The following is an 18,689-nucleotide window of genomic DNA, read 5'->3' on the forward strand; positions in this document are numbered from 1 at the left end:
AGCCTGATCAGGCTTTTCAGGCCTTCGGCATCCCGTCGCTGCCGCTGCCGCACAGCACCACGGCGATCTTCTCGTCGTCGCGCCGCTCGAAGCAACGGTGGCTCACGGCCGCCAGCGCGGTGGCCGCGCCGAGCTCGATCGCCAGGCCGGCGTGCTGCCAGGCCGAGCGCGCCGAGTCCTCGATGACCTCCTCGTCGACCAGCACGATCTCGTCGACGTACTTCTCGATCAGCTCGAAGTTCAAGGGTTCGGTCGAGCGCGCGGCCAGGATGGGCACGCGCGTCTTCACGTTCTCCAGCTTCACGATGCGGCCTTCCTTGCGGCAGGTGTACAGCGTGGGGCAGCCCGCTGCCTCGACGCCGATCACGCGGATCGACGGCTTGAGCAGCTTGGCCGCCTGCGCGATGCCCGCGAGCAGTCCGCCGCCGCCGATGGAAACCACCAGCGTCTCGACCTCGGGCCACTCGTCGATGATCTCCAGCGCAGTCGTGCCCTGCCCGATCACCACGTCGCGGTCGGCATACGGATGCAGCAGCGCGCCGCCATGTTCGGCCACGTTGGCGCCGGCTGCGTCCCAGCTCTGGTCCCAGAAGTCGCCGTGCACGGTGAGCTTGGCGCCGTGGCTTTCGATGCGGGCGCGGGTGATCGGCGTGCTGGTGTTCATCACGAACACGTTGGCCGGCAGGCCCAGCGTCTTGCCGACGTAGGCCACCGCCGCGCCGAAATTGCCGCCCGAGGCGGTCGCCAGCCCCTGGCGTCGCACTTCCTCTGGCAGGTTCAGCACGCGATTGAAGGCGCCTCGCGCCTTGAAGGAGCCTGTGACCTGCTGGCACTCGGCCTTGAAGCGCACCTGCGCCGCGCCGCCGGGCACCCACGGGTGGGCCTCCACCAGCGGCGTGCGGCGGATGTAGGGCTTCACGCGCTCATGCGCCGCGCGGTAGTCGTCGAGGCCGATGGGTTGCATCGCGTCTTGTCCGCTCATGCCTCGTCCTCGACCAGCACGCACAGGTTGTTGCCCTGCTTCACGACGCCGAAGGTGCGCTGCGAATACACCGTTCCGCCCTTGGCGAAGCGCACCTCGCGCGGCACCTGTGCCGGCTCGTGCAGCAGGTGCAGGTAGCCGGCCAGTTCGCCGGGCTTCACCGTGTCGCCCAGCTCGTGAAGCGGCTCGAAATAGCCGTCGCCCGGCGACAGCAGGTTGCCGCCGTTCGGCACGATGCGCACGCGACGGCTGGCCGGCGGCGCATCGGGCAGCGTGCCCGGCACCACGCCCAGCCGCGCCAGCACGCGCGACAGGCATTCACGCGTGCGCTTCACGCCCTTGGGCGAAACGCTGCCGTTCTCGCCCATCTCGGCCGCAATCGCCGCCAGCCCGAGATGTGCCGCCGCGCCGCAGCTGGTGCGCGGGTCGCCCATGTTGTCGGTGATGACTGTGAACTTCGCGCCGAACCAGCGCGCCATGTCTTCCGCGCGCTCGCGCACTTCGGGCGCCAGCGTCGGCGTGACGACGACCTGCGCGCTCTCCTCGATGAAGAGCGAGCTACCGCCCGCGTGAAGGTCGACGTAGGCATCGCACTTCGGAAACAGCACGTCGTGGATGAAAGCCGCGATCTGCTCCGTCGGCGTGCCGAAGGGGTTGCCCGGGAACACGCGCGCCAGGTTCTTGCCGTCGAGCGGGCTCACGCGCGAGGCCGCGCGCATCGCCGGGGCGTTGGCCGCGGGCATCAGGATCAGGCAGCCCTTCACCTGCGAGGCGTCGAGCGTGCGGATCAGCTCGTTGATGACGATCGGGCCTTCGTACTCGTCGCCGTGGATGGCGCCGGTGACCAGCACCGTCGGGCCGTCGCCGTTGCCAATGACCGCCAGGGGCAGCGCCACCGCGCCCCAGGCGTCGTCATGCCCCGAATACGGCAGCCATGCATGGCCGACCTGCTTGCCGGGTTTCGCCCAGTCGATGTCCGTGAAAACGGTGGAGAGACGCGGCTGGCTCACTTCACTTCTTTCTGCTCGTCCTTGAACCACTTCAGGCGCAGCGCCGCGAGGCTGCCGTCGGCGGACTTGGCGTCGATGATCTTGTTCATCTCGGTCAGAAGCGCGGTCTCGCCGGGCTGCACGGCCATGTAGGCGGGGCTGATGCGGATCAGCGACTTCATCTCGATGCCCTTGGCCGGGTTCTCGTCGGCCACCTTCTGCGCGATGAAGTTGTTCTCGGCGAACAGCGGCGCCTGGCCCGACAGGAAGGCCGAGATGGTGGAGGCCGTGTCCTCAAGGCGGATCAGCTTGGCGCCGGGAGCGAGCTCGCTCAGCGACAGGTCGGGCGTGGAGCCCTTGGGCACCGCCACGGTCTGGCCCGCGAGGTCGGCCACCTTGGCGAACTTCGGCGTGCCCTTGCCGCCGTACACGCCGAGGTACACGGCCGCATACGGCTTCGAGAAGGCGACCTGCTTGGCGCGCTCGGGCGAGCTGCCCAGCGCGGCGATCACCACGTCGACCTTGTTCGACAGCAGGTACGGAATGCGGTTGGCGCCGGTCACCTGCTGCAGCTCGAGCTTCACGCCCATGGCCTTGGCCACGTTCTCGGCCAGCTCCACGTCGAGGCCGGTGGGCTTGCCTGCCGAGTCGGTGAAGCCCCAGGGCGCGGCGTCGATGGTGGTGGCGATGCGGATAGCGCCCTTGGCCTTGATGTCGGCGAGCTTGTCGGCGTGCGCGAGCAGAGGTGCTGCGCAGACCAGCGCGGCGGCGAACAGGGTTTTGAGTTTGAACATGGAAGCTCCTTGAGACGAAGGGACGACGAAGGGAGAAAAATGAAGAATCAGACGACGGACTGGACGAACTGCTGGAACTCGGGGGTCTGCGGGCTGCCGAACATCCGCTCGGGCGTGCCGCGCTCCCAGATGCGGCCCTGGTTCATGAAGAGCACCTCGGAGGCCACGCGGCGCGCGAAGGCCATCTCGTGCGTGACGACCATCATGGTCATGCCGTCGCGGGCGAGGTCTTCCATCACGCGCAGCACCTCGCCGACCAGTTCGGGGTCGAGCGCGGAGGTGGCTTCGTCGAACAGCATGAGCTGCGGCGACATCGCCAGCGCCCGCGCGATGGCCACGCGCTGCTGCTGGCCGCCCGAGAGCTGCGAGGGCATGGCGTCGAGCTTGTGGCCCAGGCCCACGCGCTCCAGCATGCGGCTGGCGAGGTCGCGGGCTTCGTCCTTGGCGATCTTCTTCGTGAGCACCGGCGCCAGCGTCACGTTGGCCGCGGCCGACAGGTGCGGGAACAGGTTGAAGCTCTGGAACACCATGCCCACGCGGCGGCGCAGCAGGGCCAGATCGGTGTCGGGCGATTGCACGTCGACGCCGTCGACCACGATGCGGCCCCCGCTGATGGTCTCCAGCCCGTTCACGCAGCGCAGCAGCGTGCTCTTGCCCGAGCCGCTGCGCCCGACGAGCGCCACGATGTCGCCCTTGGCGACCTCGGTGGACACGCCACGCAGCACATGGTTGTCGCCGAAGTGCTTTTCGACCGAATCAATGAGCACGAGCGGCATTCATGCGTCCTTCCAGATTGAGTGCCAGGCGAGCCAGCGGATAGCAGATGGCGAAGTAGCACAGGGCCACGCCGCAGAAGACAGGCAGGTGCGCCAGCGTCGAGCCCGCCACGATCTGGCCCGAACGCGTGAGTTCGACCAGCCCGACGAGCGCGGCGAGCGAGGTGTTCTTGATGAGCTGGACCAGGTAGCTCACCGTGGGCCCCAGCGCCACGCGGAAGGCCTGCGGCCACACCACGTGCCGCATGACGTGCCAGCGGCGCAGTCCCACGCAGGAGGCGGCCTCCCACTGCCCCTTGGGCACCGATTCGATCGCGCCGCGCCAGATGTCGCCGAGGAAGGCGCCCGCCGACAGCGAGAACGCGGCGGCAGCGGCCGTGAAGGCCTTGATCTCGATGCCCAGCAGCATCGGCACGCCGAAGTACAGGAGAAACAGCACCCCGAGCAGCGGCGTACCCTGCACCAGCTCGACGTAGACGCGCGCCAGCACGCGCAGCCAGGTCAGCTGCGAGGTGCGCGCCACCGCCACGCCGAGGCCGATGACGGCACCGATGGCGAAGGCCGTGACGGCGAGCGCGGCCGTCCAGCGGATGGCGCCGAGGATCAGCCAGAGGTCTGCAATGGAAAGTCCGCGCATCTCAGTTGCCCTCCTTGCCGAACAGCCTGCGCTGCACGAAGCCCAGCAGCACGCGCAGCGCCTGCACCGTGACGAAGTACATCGCGCAGATCACCACGTACACCTCGAAGCTGCGGAAGGTGCGCGAGTCGATGAAGCTGCCGGCATGGAAGATGTCTTCCACGCCGATCTGCGAGATGAGGCTGGTGCCGATGAGCGTGAGCACCATCTGGCTGGCCAGAGACGGAAACACATTGCGCAGCGCGGGCACGAACAGCACGTGCACCAGCACCTGGCGCGGGCGCAGCCCGAGCGCGGCGCCGGCTTCCGAAAGACCGCGCGGCACCGACATCAACCCCGAGCGGAACACCTCGACCATGTACGCGCCGCAGTACAGCGCGAGCGAGACCACGCCGGCCACGGGAGCCTCCAGCCGGATGCCCAGGTTGGGCAGGCCGAAGTAGATGAGGAAGAGCTGCACCAATGCCGGCGTGTTGCGGAAGAACTCCACGTACACCCGCGTCACGCCGCGCAAGGGCTTGTTGCCGTAGACCAGCGCCAGCGAGCCCGCCACGCCGATCGCCATGCCCAGCACGATGCTCGATGCGGCATAGCCCAGCGTGTGCAGCAGGCCTTCGGCCAGTTGCCCGGCATAGGGCGCGAGCGCCTCGAACTGGAACTGGTAGGCCATCGCTCAGTCCACTTCCAGGATGGCCTCGACCTCGACGGTCTGGTGCCCCGGCAGCGAACCCGCGCCGATGGCCGAGCGCGCGCCCCGCCCCACTTCGTCGCCGAACACCTCGACGAACAGGTCCGAGCAGCCGTTGATGACCTTCGGGTGCTGCGCGAAACCGGGCGCGCCGTTCACGAAGGCCAGCAGCTTCACCACGCTGCGCACGCGCCGCAGGTCGCCCAGCGCCGACTTGGCCACGGCCAGCAGGTTCAGGCCGGTCAGGCGGGCGTGCTCGTAGGCAGCCTCGACACTCACTTCCTCTCCGACGCGACCCACGTGCAGGCGGCCATCGGCTTCGAGAGGACCCTGCCCCGAGAGATACAGCAAGGGGCCGCTGCGGCGCCAAGGCACGAAGTTGGCGACGGGCGCCGGCGGCGGCGGGAGCTTCAGGCCGAGCGCGGCAAGCCGTTCTTCGGGGCCGGGGCCCGTGGCGGCCGTTGCCGTGTTGGAATCCAGGGTCATTGAGAACACATCACCGTTGCGCAGCGAGGGGCGGCGCCCGGTCAACCTTTCGACGAAAATCAACGGATTCGGAAGGATTGGTCAACCAATCCAAGACCACGCAGAACAGGCTTATGTGACTGCGTAATGAATTCATTCTAAGATTGTTAATTGAGATTGGTCAACCATTTTGGCGAGCTATCCAACCATGAATGCAAAGCCCGTGCCGCAGCCGCTCCAGCCGCTGATCGAGGTCACGGATCTCTCGGGCCGCATCGCCGCGCAGGACAAGGCGACCGCCTCCAAGGTCTACCGGGCCATCCTCCAGTCGATCCGCGACGGCGTGCTCAAGCCCGGCGACAAGCTGCCAAACGAGCGTGACCTGTCGGAGCAGTTCAAGACATCGCGCAGCACCGTGCGCCATGCGCTGGCCATGATGAGCGCGCAGGGCCTGCTGGAGCGCAAGGTCGGCAGCGGCACCTTCCTCGCCGAAGGGCTGATGCAGCTGCTGAGCGAGTCCGACCTGCCCGTGGCCGCGCACCACCGCGACGTGCCGACCTACACCGAGATCCTCGAGGGCCGGCTGCTGTTCGAGCCGGCCATGATGGCGCTGTCGGCCCAGCGCGCCGACGCCGAAGACTTCGCCCTCATGCGCCACCACCTCGCCGTGGTGCGCGACGCCGACCAGTGGCTGCAGTTCAAGGAAGGCATCTACGGCGTGCACCAGGCAATCTTCCGCGCCACCCGCAACCGCTTCCTGATGCAGGTGTTCGATGCCGTGGTGGCAGACCGCCGCGCCGTGCAGTACGACGGCCGCTCCAACCTCAACGGCCCCGTCGGCGCCGTGGTGCGCGAGCAGACGCTGCGCGAGCTCACCGCCATCGTCGATGCGCTGGAGGCGCGCGACGCCAAGGCCGCCACCAGCCTGGCCGATGCGTACTTCACGCGCATCCTGGCCTCGCTGAGCGTGTACGGCTAGAAGAGAAGATCTGGAAGCGCCGCACCGATGATCCGGGCCATTCTTCGTTTCCTGGGCCGCTTCGCGCTGACGCTGGCCGTGCTGCTGAGCTCCCTGTGGGCCTGCCTCGCGCTCTGGTACCAGTTCCCCGGGTCGGTGGCCGTGAAGGCCGGCGCGGGCGTGCTGTGGGCCGCCTTCGGCCTTGCGGCCCTCGCGCTGCTGTGGCGCGGGAGGCTCGCGCGCGCCCTGCTCTCCTATGTGGTCGGCTTCGCGCTGCTGCTCGGCTGGTGGAGCACCGTCCTGCCGTCGCAGAACCGCGTGTGGGCCGACGACGTGTCGCGCCAGCTGCACGCCCATATCGACGGCAGCATCGTCACGCTGGACAACGTGCGCAACTTCGAATGGCGCAGCGACACCGACTACACCCAGCGCTGGGAAACGCGGCAGTACGACCTCGACCGCCTGCGCTCGGTCGACGTGTCGCTCTCGTACTGGACCGGCCCAGCCATCGCGCACACGCTGGTGTCCTTCGGCTTCGACGACGGCCAGTTCGTCACCTTCTCCATCGAGATCCGCAAGGAGCGCGGCGAGAGCTTCTCGTCGGTGGGCGGCTTCTTCAAGCAGTTCGAGACCAGCCTGATCGCGGCCGACGAGCACGACATCCTGCGCGTGCGCACCAACGTGCGCGGGGAAGACGTCTACATGTACCGCGTGCGCCTGCCGCAGCCCGAGATGCGCTCGCTGTTCCTCGCCTACCTGGGCGAAGGCGCGGCGCTGGTGCGCGAGCCGAGCTTCTACAACACGCTCACCGCCAACTGCACCACCATCGTGTACGCGCTGGCCAAGCGCATCGTGCCCGGCCTGCCGATGGACTGGCGGCTGCTCGCCTCGGGCTACCTGCCCGACTATCTGTTCGACGTGGGCGGCCTCACGCCCGGCTACAGCATGGAAGCGCTGCGCGCCGCGGGCCGCATTACCGACCGCGCCATCGCCACCGACAAGGCGGCTCCCGGCACGAACTTCCCGAAGGCGATCCGGCAGGGCCTGCCGGGCGTCGAGGCAACAACCCAGGCACCCACGGCGGCAAAGTGATGCGCGCGCGTCTTCTCGTTTCCCTCTCCTCGCTGCTGTGCGCAGCCGCGCTGTTGGCCGGCTGCGCGGGCGTGAAGGTCGGCTCGATCTCGCCGGCCGAATACCTCGCGCAGCGCCGCGGCGACGTGCTCACCACCGGCCGGCTCAGCACTTCGGCCGAAGAAGTTCTGCGCGTGATCGGCTCCGACGCCGACCTGTGCCGCAAGGACGGCCAGGCCTGCCGCAACGCACTGGCCGACTCCTCGGGCCTGAGCGACGAGCAGCGGCTCTCCGCGCTGTCGGAGGTCTGGCTGCAGGTGGCGCTGGCGGCGGAGAAAGGCGGCACCGCCACGGATGCCACCGCCATCGAAGCCTGGTTCGAGACGGCGCGCCATGCCTACGCCTACCTGTTCTTCACCGCCCGCAAGCCGCGTGACCGCGCCTTCGAGGACCGGCAGACGCAGGTGCGCGACTACTACAACTACGCGGTGCAGCAGGCCATCACCGGCCTGTACCACGGCATCCGGCGCAACGGCTCGCGCAGCGCCGCGCAGCCCGAAGTGCCGAAGATCGGCGATTGGCGCATCGAGACCGACGTCTCGGGCCTGCGCCTGCCGGCCGACACGCCCCTGCCCGACGAGCTGATCCCCGCCGCCTCGCTGACCTTCTCGGGCCTGCGCAACACCTACCGGCGGGACGGCTTCGGCGCCGAGCTGGTGGCGGCCGACAACAAGCGCACGGACGACGAGGCGCCGCGGATCGTTCCCTCTGGCCCCGCCGATCAGGCCGGCAGGAACCCGCCCCGGCCGCCCTATCGCGAGATGCCCTTTCCCGCAGTCACCGCCCTGCTGCTGTTCGACGGCACCAGCCTCGCCGAGGTGCTGGGCACGCGCACGCTGCGCATCGCGGCCTACGACCCGTACCGCACGGCCAACGTGCAGCTCGCCGGCCAGGAAGTGCCGCTGGCAGCCAACTTCACATCCGGCTACGGCCTGTGGCTCGCGCGCTCCGACTTCGCGCTGCAGGCCCTGCGCAGCCTCTTCGGCGGGCGCGACGGGCTCACCGAGCCGCGCATCTACCTGATGCAGCCCTACGACCCGAACCGCCGCACGGTCATCATGCTGCACGGCCTGGCGAGCAGCCCCGAGGCGTGGATCAACGTGGCCAACGAGGTGCTGGGAGACGAGACGCTGCGCCGCCGCTACCAGATCTGGCAGGTCTACTACCCGACCAACGCGCCGCTGCCGATCAACAACTTCGCGATCCGCGAGGCCGTCACGCAGACGCTGACGCACTTCGATCCCACGGGCAAGGCCCCCGCCTCGAACAACATCACGCTGATTGGCCACAGCATGGGCGGCGTGCTGTCGCGGCTGATGGTTTCGTCGTCGGAAGACAAGCTCTGGGACGCGCTGCTCGCCAGCTACCCGATGCAGGGCGCGCAGCAGCGGCGCATGGAGGAAAAGCTCGCGCCCTACCTGCGCTTCGAGCCGCTGCCGCAGGTGAGCGACGCGATCTTCATCGCCTCGCCGCACCGCGGCACCGACTTCGCCAACAACCGCATCTCGCGCTGGGTGGCCAACCTCATCACGCTGCCGGTGGCGATGCTCGGGCAGCTGAGCGACATCTCGCGCGAGCTGGTCCGCATCGCGCCCACGCGCCAGGACCAGGGCACGCTGCGCATTCCCAACAGCATCGACAACCTGAGCGACCGCGACCCGTTCGTGCGGCTGTCGTCGGGGCTGCCGATGAATCCGCGCGTGCGCTTCCACTCGATCATCGGCAATGACACGCCCGGCGTAGCGCAGGCGCTGTCGAGCGACGGCATCGTGCCCTATGCCAGCGCGCACCTGGACGGCGCGGCGTCGGAGCTGGTGATTCCATCCGCGCACAGCGTGCAGGAGAACCCGCTGGCCATCCTGGAGATACGGCGCATCCTCAGGGAACAGCTGCGCGCCGAGCCCGGGCCCGCGCGCTGACAGCAAGCTGATTGCGCGCGGATGTGAAGCAGAACACATCCGCGCCTCGAAACAGGCTGCGCGCGGCGATCGCAATTAATACGATTGGCTTCGCTTTGATCGGTGCGTGCACCGGCTCCCCGATTGCCACCTGCATCGAAGCACCCTTGCTTCAAGATGCCCACCTCTCTTTACTTCGAAAACCCCGCCGCGCACAGGCCGCTGCCACCCGAACTCCATCTGGTGGCGGAACACGACGAACCCGATGCGCGCGCAACCAGCGCAGCTGCCGTCGCGAGCGCGTTGTGCCATCTGTTCACGAAGGCCAGCGAGCCTGAGCTCGCGTCGCTGCTGCGCTCCATCGAACAGGGCAATGCATCGGCAGCCGCGCGGCTGGCGCACGAGATCCTCAGGCCCATCGCCTTTCCCGCGCAGGCGACGGCTGCAGCACCCGCCACGGTGGATGCCGACGTCGAGGCCATGCAGCACTTCGCGCCGGCGGAAGCCAACGCACTGCTGTCCGCGCGCGAGCTCAAGGTGCTGTGGCTCATCTCGCGCGGCTGGAGCAACCGCGAGATCGCCGAGGCCACGCACCGCTCCATCAACACCATCGAGGCGCAGCTCAAGAGCCTGTACCGCAAGCTGGGCGTGAAGTCGCGCACCCAGGCGATCCGCGAGGCGATGAAGCACGGCTTGCTGAACTGGCGCCCGAACGGCGGCGCACCGCAGGCGACAGCGATGAACGACGCGGAAGCAGGCCCCATCGGCCTGCGGGCTTGAGAGCCTGAGGGCTTCGCCTCGCGCTAAGATGCGGCCCGCGGTTGCAAGCCGCGCCCGGGCCCGCGGGAAGGGTTGAACCCACTTGCCTTCATTTGACGATCCACACGCCTTTTGTGCAGCCGGATTTGCGGGTCATCGGCGTCTGATGCACGGAGGTTCACATGAAGCGCATGCCCGCCCGGCCCGACCAGGGCCATCTGAAGAAGCAAGCCAAGGAACTGCTTGCTCTCTACCGAAGCAACGACCCCGCCGCCACCGCGCGATTCCGCTATGCCCTGCCGGCTGCCGCCGGCAAGACCGATGCCGAGATCGCCGCGCTCGAACTGCGCCTGCACGACGCCCAGTCGTGCATTGCACGCGAGTACGGCTTCGCATCCTGGGCCGACCTGCAGGGCTTCGTTCTCGCGCGACGGTCGCAGGCCGAAGACCCGGCGAAGGCAGTCCTCTACTGGCTGCGCCTCGTCTACGCGGGCGACATAGCCGGCGGCAACAATCGCGCCCGGCCCGCGGCGGCCCTGCGCCTGTTCGAGGAAAGCCCGGGCCTGCTCAGCGACGACCCGAGCCTTGCCTGCGCGATCGGCGATGAAGCATCACTGCGCCGCGCCATCGCGCATGACCCCGCCTGGGTGAACCGGCCGGGCGGCCCGCTGGCCTTGCCGCCGCTCGTGGCCGTGGCCCATTCCGGGCTGATGCAGGTGCCCTCATTTCGCGAACGCCTGCTCGCCTGCGCAAGGCTGCTGCTCGAGGCGGGCGCGGACCCGAGCCAATCCGTCGGCAACCGCTGGCCTCCCGCATCCGTCGAGGCTCCCGCCGAGAACGAACGGCTCTCCGCGCTCTACGGAGCCGCCGGCCCGAACCACGACGCCGCGCTCACCAGGCTGCTGCTGGGTGCTGGCGCCGACCCGAACGACGGCGAATCGCTGTACCACTCGCTGGAGAACCCGGTCTGCACGAAGCTCCTGCTCGAGGCCGGTGCGCGCATCGAAGGCACGAACGCGCTCTATCGCGTGCTCGATCTCGACGACGTCGAAACGCTTCGGCTGCTGCTCTCGCACGGCGGCAGTGCCAACGAACCGCCCATGGGCCCGCCCACCTCCGACTGGGGTTCGCTGCTGCTGTGGGCGATCCGGCGGCGCAGGTCTCCCGCGCACATCGAGGCCCTGCTGGCGGCCGGCGCGGACGCTTCCGCCACGACGAGCGACGGCACGAGCGCCTACACCGCGGCCCTGCGCTTCGGGCTGCCGGAAGTCGCGCGCCTTCTCCAGCAGGCCGACGGTGCCGCCACGCTTCCGGCGGACGAAGCCTTCGTCGCAGCCTGCGCGCAGGGCGACGAAGCCGCCGCGCGCCGCATCCAGGCGGCCCACCCGGGCATCGTCGGAACGCTTTCCGAAGCGCAGCTGCGCCAGTTGCCGGAACTCGCGGCCCAAGGCTGCGCCGACGCCGTGAAGCTGATGGTCGAGCTCGGCTGGCCCATCGCAACTCGCGGCGGCGACTGGGACGCCTCGGCGCTCAACAAGGCCGTGTTCCGCGGCGACGCCGGACTCGTCCGGTTCCTGCTGGAGCACGGTGCAAGCTGGCAGGAACAGCACGGCTTCGGTGACAACGCCTGCGGCGGCCTTTCATGGGCCTCGTGCAACGAACCACCGGACGGCGAAGGCGACTGGCTCGGCTGCGCCCAGGCGCTGGTCGCCCACGGCATGCCCGCCGCGCGGCCCGATCCCACGAGTCCTGACTGGGTGCTCGTCGGCGGGCGCCGGTACGTGTTCTCGGACGAGGTGACGGACTACCTGCTCGGCGCCTCCGTCGCGCAGGGCTGAAAAAAAAGCGGGCACCAGGGCCCGCCAAAAGCCGTCCATCGGGTTGCGAGAAGCACGCAACCCGACTCCGACTCACCTCGAACTCAACTCCTTGCCCCTGCTTCCTCTCACTTCCTTCTCCGATCAGGTCAAGACGCGCGCCAACCGAGCTCCGGCGCGATGCGGCGGGACAGGTCGGTCAATATCTGCTCGTATTCCTCGCTGCTGAAGTTGTAGGGCAGCTCCACCCTCAGCTCGCTCACGTGCGGCAGCACGGGGTCGCCGTGCAGCCGGTCGAGGATCTCGCCGGAGGTGCCGACGAGATCGCCCGCGAACAGCGTGCGCCGCTCGCCCTGCGGAGCCAGCGTGCGCTCGACGCGGCCGGCCGCGAACTCGCGGTAGCGCTTGCGCGTGGCCGTATCGGCGCTGTCGAGCGGCACGATCACGCGGCCGAGCGCCACCCTGCCCTTGCGCCCGCCGGTCTCGCTGGACCGGTAGCGTTCGATCAGGCCTAGCTGCGCCTGCAGGAAGTCGTCGGTGGTCTCGCCCGAAAGCACGTTGCCCAGCAGCAGGTTGAATCCGTTGCGCCCGGCCCATTCGACCGAACGCAGCGAGCCGCCGCCATACCAGAGCCGATCGACCAGGCCCGGCGCATAGGGCTGCACGCGCGGCCGCACGCGTCCGCCGGCCGATTCGACGAAGGTCTCCTCGTCGCCCAGCAGCACGTCTTCGAGGTTGGCCTTGAGCCGGCCCACGCGCTTGTGCGTGAAGTCGACGGTGTTCGGCGCCGCGTCGTGGAAGCGGTTGCCCAGCAACGCACCGTGCAGCGGCGCGCCCGCGCTCAGGCCCACCTGCAGCCTGCCGCGCGAGAGCACGTCGACCGTGGCCAGGTCCTCGGCGAGGCGGAACGGGTTCTCGTAGCCCATCTGGATCACCGCCGCGCCCAGCTCGATGCGGCGCGTGCGCTGCGTCGCCGCGGCCAGGAAGGTCGCGGCCGAGGACACGCCGCGCTCCAGGTGGCGCTGGCGCACCCAGGCCCCGTCGAAGCCCAGCTTCTCGCCGAACTCGAAGAGCTTCAGCGCGGCCTCGATGCCGGCCAGCGGATCGCCCTCGGCGTAGTTGCCCGGCGTCAGGAACGCGAGATGGCGGATGCCGGTGCTGCTCATGGAGCGAACTTCGGCAGGCCTGGCGGATTGACCTCCGACTTCGGCAATGCCTCTTCCGTCAGGCTCCAGCGCGCGAGCGCCTTGGCGTAGGTTCCGTTGCGGATCAGGTTGTTGGCCGCGGCGGTCAGCGCCACCGCGAGGCCGCTGCCCTTGCGCGTGGCGATGGCCACGTCCGACTTCAGCGGCCAGCCCGCGTTGACCGTGCCGACCAGCCTGATCTGCCCGTTCTTCGCGGCCTCGTAGGCCTGCGGCGCGTTCGGGTTGAAGTTAGCGTCGACCCGCCTGGTGACCACGGCCAGCGTGCGCGTCACGTCGTCGTCGTAGTACTGGATCTCGACGGGCTTCAGGCCCGCGGCAACGTTCTGCCGGTTCCACTCCAGCAGGATGCGCTCCTGGTTGGTGCCGGCGCCGGTCGTCAGCTTCAGGCCCGCCACGTCCTTCGGCTCGCGGATCGACTTGATGGCGCTGTCGGTGCGCACGTAGAAGCCGTGCAGGCCGAGGCGATAGGTCGAGAAGTCGAACTTCTCCTTGCGCTGCTCGGTCACGCCGACGTTGGAGATCACCGCGTCGTACTTGCCCGAGCTCAGGCCCAGCGGCCAGTCGGCCCAGGCGATGGGCTGCAGGTCGAGCTTGAGGCCCAGCGCGTCGGCGATGAGCAACGCGAAGTCGGGATCGAAGCCGACGACCGTCTTCGCATCGGAGGCATAGGTCGAGATGGGCGGCGCGAACGGCGCGATGGCGACCGTCAGCACGCCTTCCTTCACGAACTTGAAGTTCGGCGGAATCGCGTTGACGGCCTCGGCGTCCTTGCCCGCGCGCAGGCGACCGCTTTGCTCGGGGCTGAAGTCGAACTTGTCGGCCGCATGGGCCGCGCCGGCCACTAGCGTGAGCGCGACGAGGCCGCGGGCGATCCAGGTGCTTTTGAAGAGATTCATGGCCATCGTCAGTTCTTCGGCAGGCCCGGCGGGTTGGTGCGCGAGGTCTCGATGGCCTCCGACTCCAGGTTCCAGCGCGACAGCGCCTTGGCGTAGTTGCCGTTCCTGATCTGCGTGTTCAGCGCCAGCGTAACGGCGTCTGCGAGGCCCGAGCCCTTGCGCGAGGTGACCGCGATCTCGGCATTCAGCGGCCAGCCACCCGAGAACAGGCCCGCGAGCTTCGTCTTGCCGTCGCGCGCCTCGTAGGCCGCGATGGCGTTCGGGCCCAGGTACGCATCGGCACGGCCCGACTGGAGCGCCAGGCGCTGCACCACATCGTCGTCGTAGTACTGGATCTCCACCGGCTTCAGGCCGGCAGCCACGTTCTGCTTGTTCCAGCGCAACAGGATCTGCTCCTGGTTGGTGCTGGCGGACACGATCACCTTCAGGCCCGCGATGTCCTTCGGCTCCTTGATGGCTCCGAGCTTGCTGTCCGACTTGACGTAGATGCCGAGCTGGTCGTTGCGGTAGGTCGAGAAGTCGAACTTCTCCTTGCGCTCCTCGGTCACGGTCACGTTCGAGACCACCACGTCGAACTTGCCCGACTGCAGGCCCAGCGGCCAGTCGGCCCAGGCGGTGGACACCAACTCCAGCTTGCGGCCGAGGCTGTCGGCCACCAGCTGCGCGATGTCGGGGGCGTTGCCCACCGGCGTCTTGGTGTCGGTGGCGTAGGCGGCGAACGGCAGGCGACCGGTGGTGGTACCGACGACGAGCACGCCCTCCTTCTGGAACTTGAAGTCCTTCGCGAGCCGGACGGCCTCTTCGATCTTCTGCGCGCGGGGGCGGCCGGGCTGCTCGGGGCTCAGGTCGGGCGCGGGCTGTGCCGATGCGGCGAGCGGCATCAGCAACGCGACCAGGAAGGCGGACAGGATGTTTCGGCGATGGTTCATGTGGGATGCAATGCAGTGGACGGAAAGAAGATCGATCAGAGAACCTTGGCGAGGAACTCGGCGGTGCGCGGGTGCTCCGGCGCGTTGAACACCTTGTCGGGCGAGCCGGTTTCAAGGATGCGGCCGCGCTCCATGAAGACGATGGTGTCGGCCACCTCGCGGGCGAAGCCGATCTCGTGCGTGACGATGACCAGCGTGGTGCCCGAGCGCGCCAGTTCCTTGATGACGGCCAGCACCTCGCCCACCAGCTCGGGGTCGAGCGCCGAGGTGGGCTCGTCGAACAGCAGCACCTTGGGCTTGAGAGCCAGCGCGCGGGCGATGGCCACGCGCTGCTGCTGGCCGCCGGAGAGCTGTCGCGGATAGGCGTGCGTCTTGTCGCCCAGGCCCACGCGCACCAGCAACTCCGAAGCCAGCGCCTCGGCCTCGGCGCGCGGCAGGCCGCGCACGGAGATCGGTGCCTCGACGATGTTCTCCAGCACCGTGAGATGCGGGAACAGGTTGAAGTTCTGGAACACCATGCCCACGTCCACGCGGCGCTTCAGAATTTCCTTCTCGTGCAGCTCGTAGAGCGTGTCCGCGTCGCGGCGGTAGCCGATGAGTTCACCGTCGATGGCGATGAAGCCGTCGTCCACGCGCTCCAGGTGGTTGATGGCGCGCAGCAGCGTCGACTTGCCGGAGCCCGACTGGCCGAGGATCACCGTCACGCTGCCGCGCGGCACGCCCAGCGTGACGTCGTCGAGCACCTTGAGCGCGCCGAAGCTCTTCGAGACGCCGTGGATCGTGACCTCGCCGCCCTGCTCGAGCTTCTCGGTCCAGCGCGGCACCTGCGCGGGAGCGTCTGCAACAGGCGCTTCTACAGCCGCGGGCACGGCCGGCGCCTTCGCGCGCCGCAGCCCCCGCAGCAGGCCCGCCAGCCTCGAGCCCGGCGGATGATTGCGCAGCGCGCCGCGCGAGAAGTGCCGCTCCACGTAGTGCTGCACCACAGACAGCACCGTGAGGATGATGAGGTACCACACCGTCGCAACCATCAGCAGCGGAATCACTTCCAGGTTGCGCCGGTAGATGATCTGGATCGTGTAGAACAGTTCGGGCAGCGCCAGGATGTAGAGATTCGACGTGCCCTTGGCCAGCCCGATGATGTCGTTGAAGGCCGTCGGCAATATGGTGCGCATCGCCTGCGGCAGCACGATGCGGAACGACTGCCGCCCGCGCGACAGCCCCAGCGCCGCGGCCGCCTCGAGCTGCCCCTGCTCCACCGAGAGAATGCCGCCGCGCACGATCTCGGAGGCGAATGCCGCCTGGTTCAGCGTGAGGCCAAGCAGCGCCGCCACGAAGGGGCTGATGAGCTGCGTGGTCGGGTACGAGAAGAAGGTGACGTCGGTGCCCGGTATGCCCAGCGTCACCGTCTCGTACAGATAGCCGAGGTTGTTGATGATCAGCAGCAGAACGATCACCGGCACCGAGCGGAAGAGCCAGGTGAACACCCATGCGAGCCGCGCCAGCAGCGGCGAACGCGACACCCGCGCAAGCGCCAGCGCGGTGCCGAAGAAGAAGCCCAGCAGCGCGCCCAGCGCCGTGAGCAGCAGCGTGCGGCCCAGGCCCTGCAGCACCGGCTCGGCGAAGAACCACTGCGCGAACACGCCCCAGCCCCAGCGCGGGTTGGTGAGCGTCGAGTGCAGCACGATGCCGATGACCAGCACCGCGAAGATGGTGCCTGCCGTGCGCGCCGGGTAGCGGGCGGGCACGACGCGGAAGTGCGAGTAGTCGCCGTTGGCGGGTGCCGGCGCGGGCACGGCGCGCTGCGGGTGCGGCTGCGGTGCGCGAACCGGCGCGGGGCTTCGCGGCTCGGTGCCGGCGTCGAGGACGGTCGTGTTCATCGCTGCACCGCCTCGATCTGCTGCGCCACGGGACGGACGTGACCGTGGGCACGGCCGGTGTCCAGGTACTTCTCGAAAGGCAGCTTGCGCGGCGTCTCGGGATCGATGGGCGGATCGAACAGCGCGGTGTAGCCGTGGCCCAGGTACAGGCCCACGGCTTCGGGCTGGCGGAAGCCCGTGGTCAGGTAGATGCGCTCGTAGCCCTGGCGAAGCACCTGCGCTTCCAGTTCCGCGAGCACCTTGCTGGCCAGACCTTGCCGGCGCAGGTCCGCGTGCGTCCATACGCGCTTGAGTTCGGCCGTGCGCTCGTCGTGGCGCATGAACGCGCCGCCGCCGATGGCCACGCCGTCGCGCAGCAGCAGCACGAAATTGCCGCCGTGCGACGGCGCGAACGCCTCGGCCGGATAGCGCTCCATCTCGCGCGGCTGGCCCGGCTCGCGCATCACGTCGCCGTAGCGGCTGTCGTACTCGAAGGTCAGGCCCTCGATCAGCGGCTTCGCTCGCGGATCGAGCGGCGTGGTGTAGAGGAACTGTTCGCTCATCAGGCGGCCTTCTGCACTGCGGGCGTGACTTCCTGCGCCGCGTAGCGGCTCGCCTTGCGCGGCAGTCCCAGGTGGTCGCGCAGCGTCCGGCCGGGCAGCTCGCGCTGGTAGCGCCCGCGCGCCTCCAGCACCGGGATCACGAACTCGATGAAGTCGTCCAGGCCCTGCCCCAGCACCGGGAAGCCGAGGATGAAGCCGTCGGCCGCACCCTCGTCCACCCAGCGGATGATCTCGTCGGCGATGCGCTCGCCGGTGCCCACGAACTGCGTGCGCGGCGTGGCCACCTCGAGCGCCACCTCACGCAGCGTCTGGCCTTTGGCCTTGGCGTTCGCCTTGATGCGGTCGGTGGTCGATCGGAAGCTGTTTCGGCCGAGCTCGCCCAGCTCGGGAAACGGCGCGTCCAGCGGGTACCGGCTGAAATCGTGGTGGTCGAAGAAGCGGCCGAGATAGGCCAGCGCCTCCTCCACCGTGAGCAGTTCGCGGATGGCGCGGTACTTGGCCTCGGCGTCCTCTTCGGTAGCCGCGACCACTGGGCCGATGCCGGGAAAGATCTTCACGTCACCGGCCTGGCGGCCCTGCGCGACGGCGCTGGCCTTCACCTGCCGCAGGAAGCTGCGCGTGTCCTCCAGCGAAGGCGAATGCGTGAACACCGCGTCCGCGTACTTGCCGGCCAGACCGATGCCCGCATCCGACGAGCCGGCCTGGAAGATCACCGGCTGGCCCTGGGGCGAGCGCTGGATGTTCAACGGACCCGACACCTGGAAGAAGCGCCCCTTGTGGTCGAGCGTGTGCAGCTTGTCGCGGTCGAAGAAGCGGCCGCTCTCGCGGTCGCGCACGAAGGCGTCGTCGTCCCAGCTGTCCCACAGGCCCTGCGTCACGGCCAGGTATTCGTCGGCGATCTCGTAGCGCAGCGCGTGCTCGGGGTGCGCACGGCTGTAGTTCCTGGCGCTGCCTTCGAGCGGCGTGGTCACCACGTTCCAGCCCGCGCGACCGCCGCTGATGAGATCGAGCGAACCGAACTGGCGTGCCACCGTGAACGGGTCGCTGTACGAGCTGGAGACCGTGCCCGCGAGGCCGATCTTCGAAGTCACCGTGGCCAGCGCCGACAGGATCGAGATCGGCTCGAAGCGATTGAGGAAGTGCGGGATCGACTTCTCGTTGATATAGAGCCCGTCCGCCACGAACGCGAAGGCGATGCCAGCGGCCTCGGCCTTCTGCGCGGTGCGGATGAAGAAGTCGAGGTTGACGCTGGCGTCGGCCGGTCCGCCCGGATGCTTCCAGGAGTTCATGTGGCTGCCGGCTCCCTGCAGCATGACGCCGAACCTGATGTTGTTGTTGCTCATGAC

General features: G+C 68.7%; 18 protein-coding genes. 5 read left to right on the plus strand and 13 right to left on the minus strand.

From position 1 onward, the window contains the following. Positions 1 to 16: 16 nt before the first annotated feature. The 7 genes from EJP69_RS02980 to EJP69_RS03010 are packed head-to-tail and all read right to left on the minus strand — an operon-like array spanning position 17 to position 5,352. Entirely contained in the window at positions 17 to 982 is a 966-nt protein-coding gene (locus EJP69_RS02980; RefSeq protein ID WP_126468680.1) for a threonine ammonia-lyase, read from the minus strand. Next, complete coding sequence (locus tag EJP69_RS02985; protein ID WP_126468681.1) at positions 979 to 1,992, minus strand: succinylglutamate desuccinylase/aspartoacylase family protein; 1,014 nt, start codon at positions 1,990 to 1,992, stop codon at positions 979 to 981. The genes EJP69_RS02980 and EJP69_RS02985 overlap by 4 nt, the downstream gene beginning before the upstream one ends. Continuing rightward, the gene (locus EJP69_RS02990) at positions 1,989 to 2,765 is read right to left on the minus strand and encodes a transporter substrate-binding domain-containing protein (RefSeq protein WP_126468682.1); all 777 of its coding nucleotides are present in this window, start codon (positions 2,763 to 2,765) and stop codon (positions 1,989 to 1,991) included. The genes EJP69_RS02985 and EJP69_RS02990 overlap by 4 nt, the downstream gene beginning before the upstream one ends. A gap of 47 nt (positions 2,766 to 2,812) precedes the next feature. Beyond that, positions 2,813 to 3,541 (minus strand): amino acid ABC transporter ATP-binding protein, encoded by a 729-nt coding sequence (locus EJP69_RS02995; protein WP_126468683.1) that lies wholly within the window; start codon positions 3,539 to 3,541, stop codon positions 2,813 to 2,815. Beyond that, a complete protein-coding gene (locus EJP69_RS03000; RefSeq protein WP_126468684.1) occupies positions 3,522 to 4,178 on the minus strand; it encodes an amino acid ABC transporter permease in 657 nt (218 codons plus the stop codon). Before EJP69_RS03000 ends, EJP69_RS02995 begins: the two co-directional genes overlap by 20 nt. A gap of 1 nt (position 4,179) precedes the next feature. Then, positions 4,180 to 4,848: an amino acid ABC transporter permease gene (locus EJP69_RS03005; protein ID WP_126468685.1), complete on the minus strand. Its 669-nt coding sequence runs from the start codon at positions 4,846 to 4,848 to the stop codon at positions 4,180 to 4,182. Between the two features lie 3 nt (positions 4,849 to 4,851). After that, positions 4,852 to 5,352, minus strand: a complete 501-nt coding sequence (locus EJP69_RS03010; protein WP_093303218.1) for a RidA family protein — start codon at positions 5,350 to 5,352, stop codon at positions 4,852 to 4,854. A gap of 187 nt (positions 5,353 to 5,539) precedes the next feature. On the opposite strand from EJP69_RS03010, the gene EJP69_RS03015 reads away from it, so the two are divergent. The 5 genes from EJP69_RS03015 to EJP69_RS03035 all read left to right on the plus strand — a co-directional run bounded on the left by EJP69_RS03015 (position 5,540) and on the right by EJP69_RS03035 (position 11,915). Then, positions 5,540 to 6,310 (plus strand): FadR/GntR family transcriptional regulator, encoded by a 771-nt coding sequence (locus EJP69_RS03015; RefSeq protein WP_240652014.1) that lies wholly within the window; start codon positions 5,540 to 5,542, stop codon positions 6,308 to 6,310. Between the two features lie 27 nt (positions 6,311 to 6,337). Next, positions 6,338 to 7,381: an Lnb N-terminal periplasmic domain-containing protein gene (locus EJP69_RS03020; protein ID WP_126468686.1), complete on the plus strand. Its 1,044-nt coding sequence runs from the start codon at positions 6,338 to 6,340 to the stop codon at positions 7,379 to 7,381. Then, positions 7,381 to 9,339, plus strand: coding sequence for an esterase/lipase family protein (locus EJP69_RS03025; protein ID WP_126468687.1), 1,959 nt, complete (start codon positions 7,381 to 7,383; stop codon positions 9,337 to 9,339). Before EJP69_RS03020 ends, EJP69_RS03025 begins: the two co-directional genes overlap by 1 nt. Before the next feature lie 156 nt (positions 9,340 to 9,495). Beyond that, positions 9,496 to 10,098, plus strand: coding sequence for a response regulator transcription factor (locus tag EJP69_RS03030; RefSeq protein ID WP_093303213.1), 603 nt, complete (start codon positions 9,496 to 9,498; stop codon positions 10,096 to 10,098). 161 nt (positions 10,099 to 10,259) lie between these two features. Then, positions 10,260 to 11,915 (plus strand): ankyrin repeat domain-containing protein, encoded by a 1,656-nt coding sequence (locus EJP69_RS03035; RefSeq protein WP_126468688.1) that lies wholly within the window; start codon positions 10,260 to 10,262, stop codon positions 11,913 to 11,915. Positions 11,916 to 12,043: 128 nt separating this feature from the next. Here EJP69_RS03035 and EJP69_RS03040 read toward each other — a convergent pair whose 3' ends face one another. Genes EJP69_RS03040 through EJP69_RS03065 form a run of 6 tightly spaced genes read right to left on the minus strand, consistent with a single transcriptional unit; the run spans position 12,044 to position 18,686 of the window. Beyond that, entirely contained in the window at positions 12,044 to 13,060 is a 1,017-nt protein-coding gene (locus EJP69_RS03040; protein ID WP_126468689.1) for an LLM class flavin-dependent oxidoreductase, read from the minus strand. Further along, positions 13,057 to 13,995, minus strand: a complete 939-nt coding sequence (locus tag EJP69_RS03045; protein WP_420824196.1) for an ABC transporter substrate-binding protein — start codon at positions 13,993 to 13,995, stop codon at positions 13,057 to 13,059. Before EJP69_RS03045 ends, EJP69_RS03040 begins: the two co-directional genes overlap by 4 nt. Positions 13,996 to 14,003: 8 nt before the next feature. Continuing rightward, positions 14,004 to 14,924 carry an ABC transporter substrate-binding protein gene (locus EJP69_RS03050; protein ID WP_126468691.1) on the minus strand — a complete coding sequence of 307 codons (921 nt, stop codon included), beginning with the start codon at positions 14,922 to 14,924 and terminating at the stop codon, positions 14,004 to 14,006. A gap of 35 nt (positions 14,925 to 14,959) precedes the next feature. Next, positions 14,960 to 16,801, minus strand: a complete 1,842-nt coding sequence (locus tag EJP69_RS29965) for an amino acid ABC transporter permease/ATP-binding protein (protein ID WP_126468692.1) — start codon at positions 16,799 to 16,801, stop codon at positions 14,960 to 14,962. After that, positions 16,798 to 17,343, minus strand: coding sequence for a GNAT family N-acetyltransferase (locus EJP69_RS03060; protein ID WP_093303200.1), 546 nt, complete (start codon positions 17,341 to 17,343; stop codon positions 16,798 to 16,800). The genes EJP69_RS29965 and EJP69_RS03060 overlap by 4 nt, the downstream gene beginning before the upstream one ends. Then, positions 17,343 to 18,686, minus strand: a complete 1,344-nt coding sequence (locus tag EJP69_RS03065; protein WP_126468693.1) for an LLM class flavin-dependent oxidoreductase — start codon at positions 18,684 to 18,686, stop codon at positions 17,343 to 17,345. The genes EJP69_RS03060 and EJP69_RS03065 overlap by 1 nt, the downstream gene beginning before the upstream one ends. Positions 18,687 to 18,689: the final 3 nt, after the last annotated feature.

Source organism: Variovorax gossypii, from assembly GCF_003965815.1.
Taxonomy (GTDB): Bacteria; Pseudomonadota; Gammaproteobacteria; order Burkholderiales; family Burkholderiaceae_C; genus Variovorax; species Variovorax gossypii.

Bases quoted from the DNA above. Each gene is read 5' to 3' on its own strand.
- EJP69_RS02980 (WP_126468680.1), bottom strand. From the start codon at position 982: ATGAGCGGACAAGACGCGATGCAACCCATCGGCCTCGACGACTACCGC.
- EJP69_RS02990 (WP_126468682.1), bottom strand. From the start codon at position 2,765: ATGTTCAAACTCAAAACCCTGTTCGCCGCCGCGCTGGTCTGCGCAGCA.
- EJP69_RS02995 (WP_126468683.1), bottom strand. From the start codon at position 3,541: ATGCCGCTCGTGCTCATTGATTCGGTCGAAAAGCACTTCGGCGACAAC.
- EJP69_RS03000 (WP_126468684.1), bottom strand. From the start codon at position 4,178: ATGCGCGGACTTTCCATTGCAGACCTCTGGCTGATCCTCGGCGCCATC.
- EJP69_RS03005 (WP_126468685.1), bottom strand. From the start codon at position 4,848: ATGGCCTACCAGTTCCAGTTCGAGGCGCTCGCGCCCTATGCCGGGCAA.
- EJP69_RS03010 (WP_093303218.1), bottom strand. From the start codon at position 5,352: ATGACCCTGGATTCCAACACGGCAACGGCCGCCACGGGCCCCGGCCCC.
- EJP69_RS03015 (WP_240652014.1), top strand. From the start codon at position 5,540: ATGAATGCAAAGCCCGTGCCGCAGCCGCTCCAGCCGCTGATCGAGGTC.
- EJP69_RS03020 (WP_126468686.1), top strand. From the start codon at position 6,338: ATGATCCGGGCCATTCTTCGTTTCCTGGGCCGCTTCGCGCTGACGCTG.
- EJP69_RS03025 (WP_126468687.1), top strand. From the start codon at position 7,381: ATGCGCGCGCGTCTTCTCGTTTCCCTCTCCTCGCTGCTGTGCGCAGCC.
- EJP69_RS03030 (WP_093303213.1), top strand. From the start codon at position 9,496: ATGCCCACCTCTCTTTACTTCGAAAACCCCGCCGCGCACAGGCCGCTG.
- EJP69_RS03035 (WP_126468688.1), top strand. From the start codon at position 10,260: ATGAAGCGCATGCCCGCCCGGCCCGACCAGGGCCATCTGAAGAAGCAA.
- EJP69_RS03040 (WP_126468689.1), bottom strand. From the start codon at position 13,060: ATGAGCAGCACCGGCATCCGCCATCTCGCGTTCCTGACGCCGGGCAAC.
- EJP69_RS03045 (WP_420824196.1), bottom strand. From the start codon at position 13,995: ATGAATCTCTTCAAAAGCACCTGGATCGCCCGCGGCCTCGTCGCGCTC.
- EJP69_RS03050 (WP_126468691.1), bottom strand. From the start codon at position 14,924: ATGAACCATCGCCGAAACATCCTGTCCGCCTTCCTGGTCGCGTTGCTG.
- EJP69_RS29965 (WP_126468692.1), bottom strand. From the start codon at position 16,801: ATGAACACGACCGTCCTCGACGCCGGCACCGAGCCGCGAAGCCCCGCG.
- EJP69_RS03060 (WP_093303200.1), bottom strand. From the start codon at position 17,343: ATGAGCGAACAGTTCCTCTACACCACGCCGCTCGATCCGCGAGCGAAG.
- EJP69_RS03065 (WP_126468693.1), bottom strand. From the start codon at position 18,686: ATGAGCAACAACAACATCAGGTTCGGCGTCATGCTGCAGGGAGCCGGC.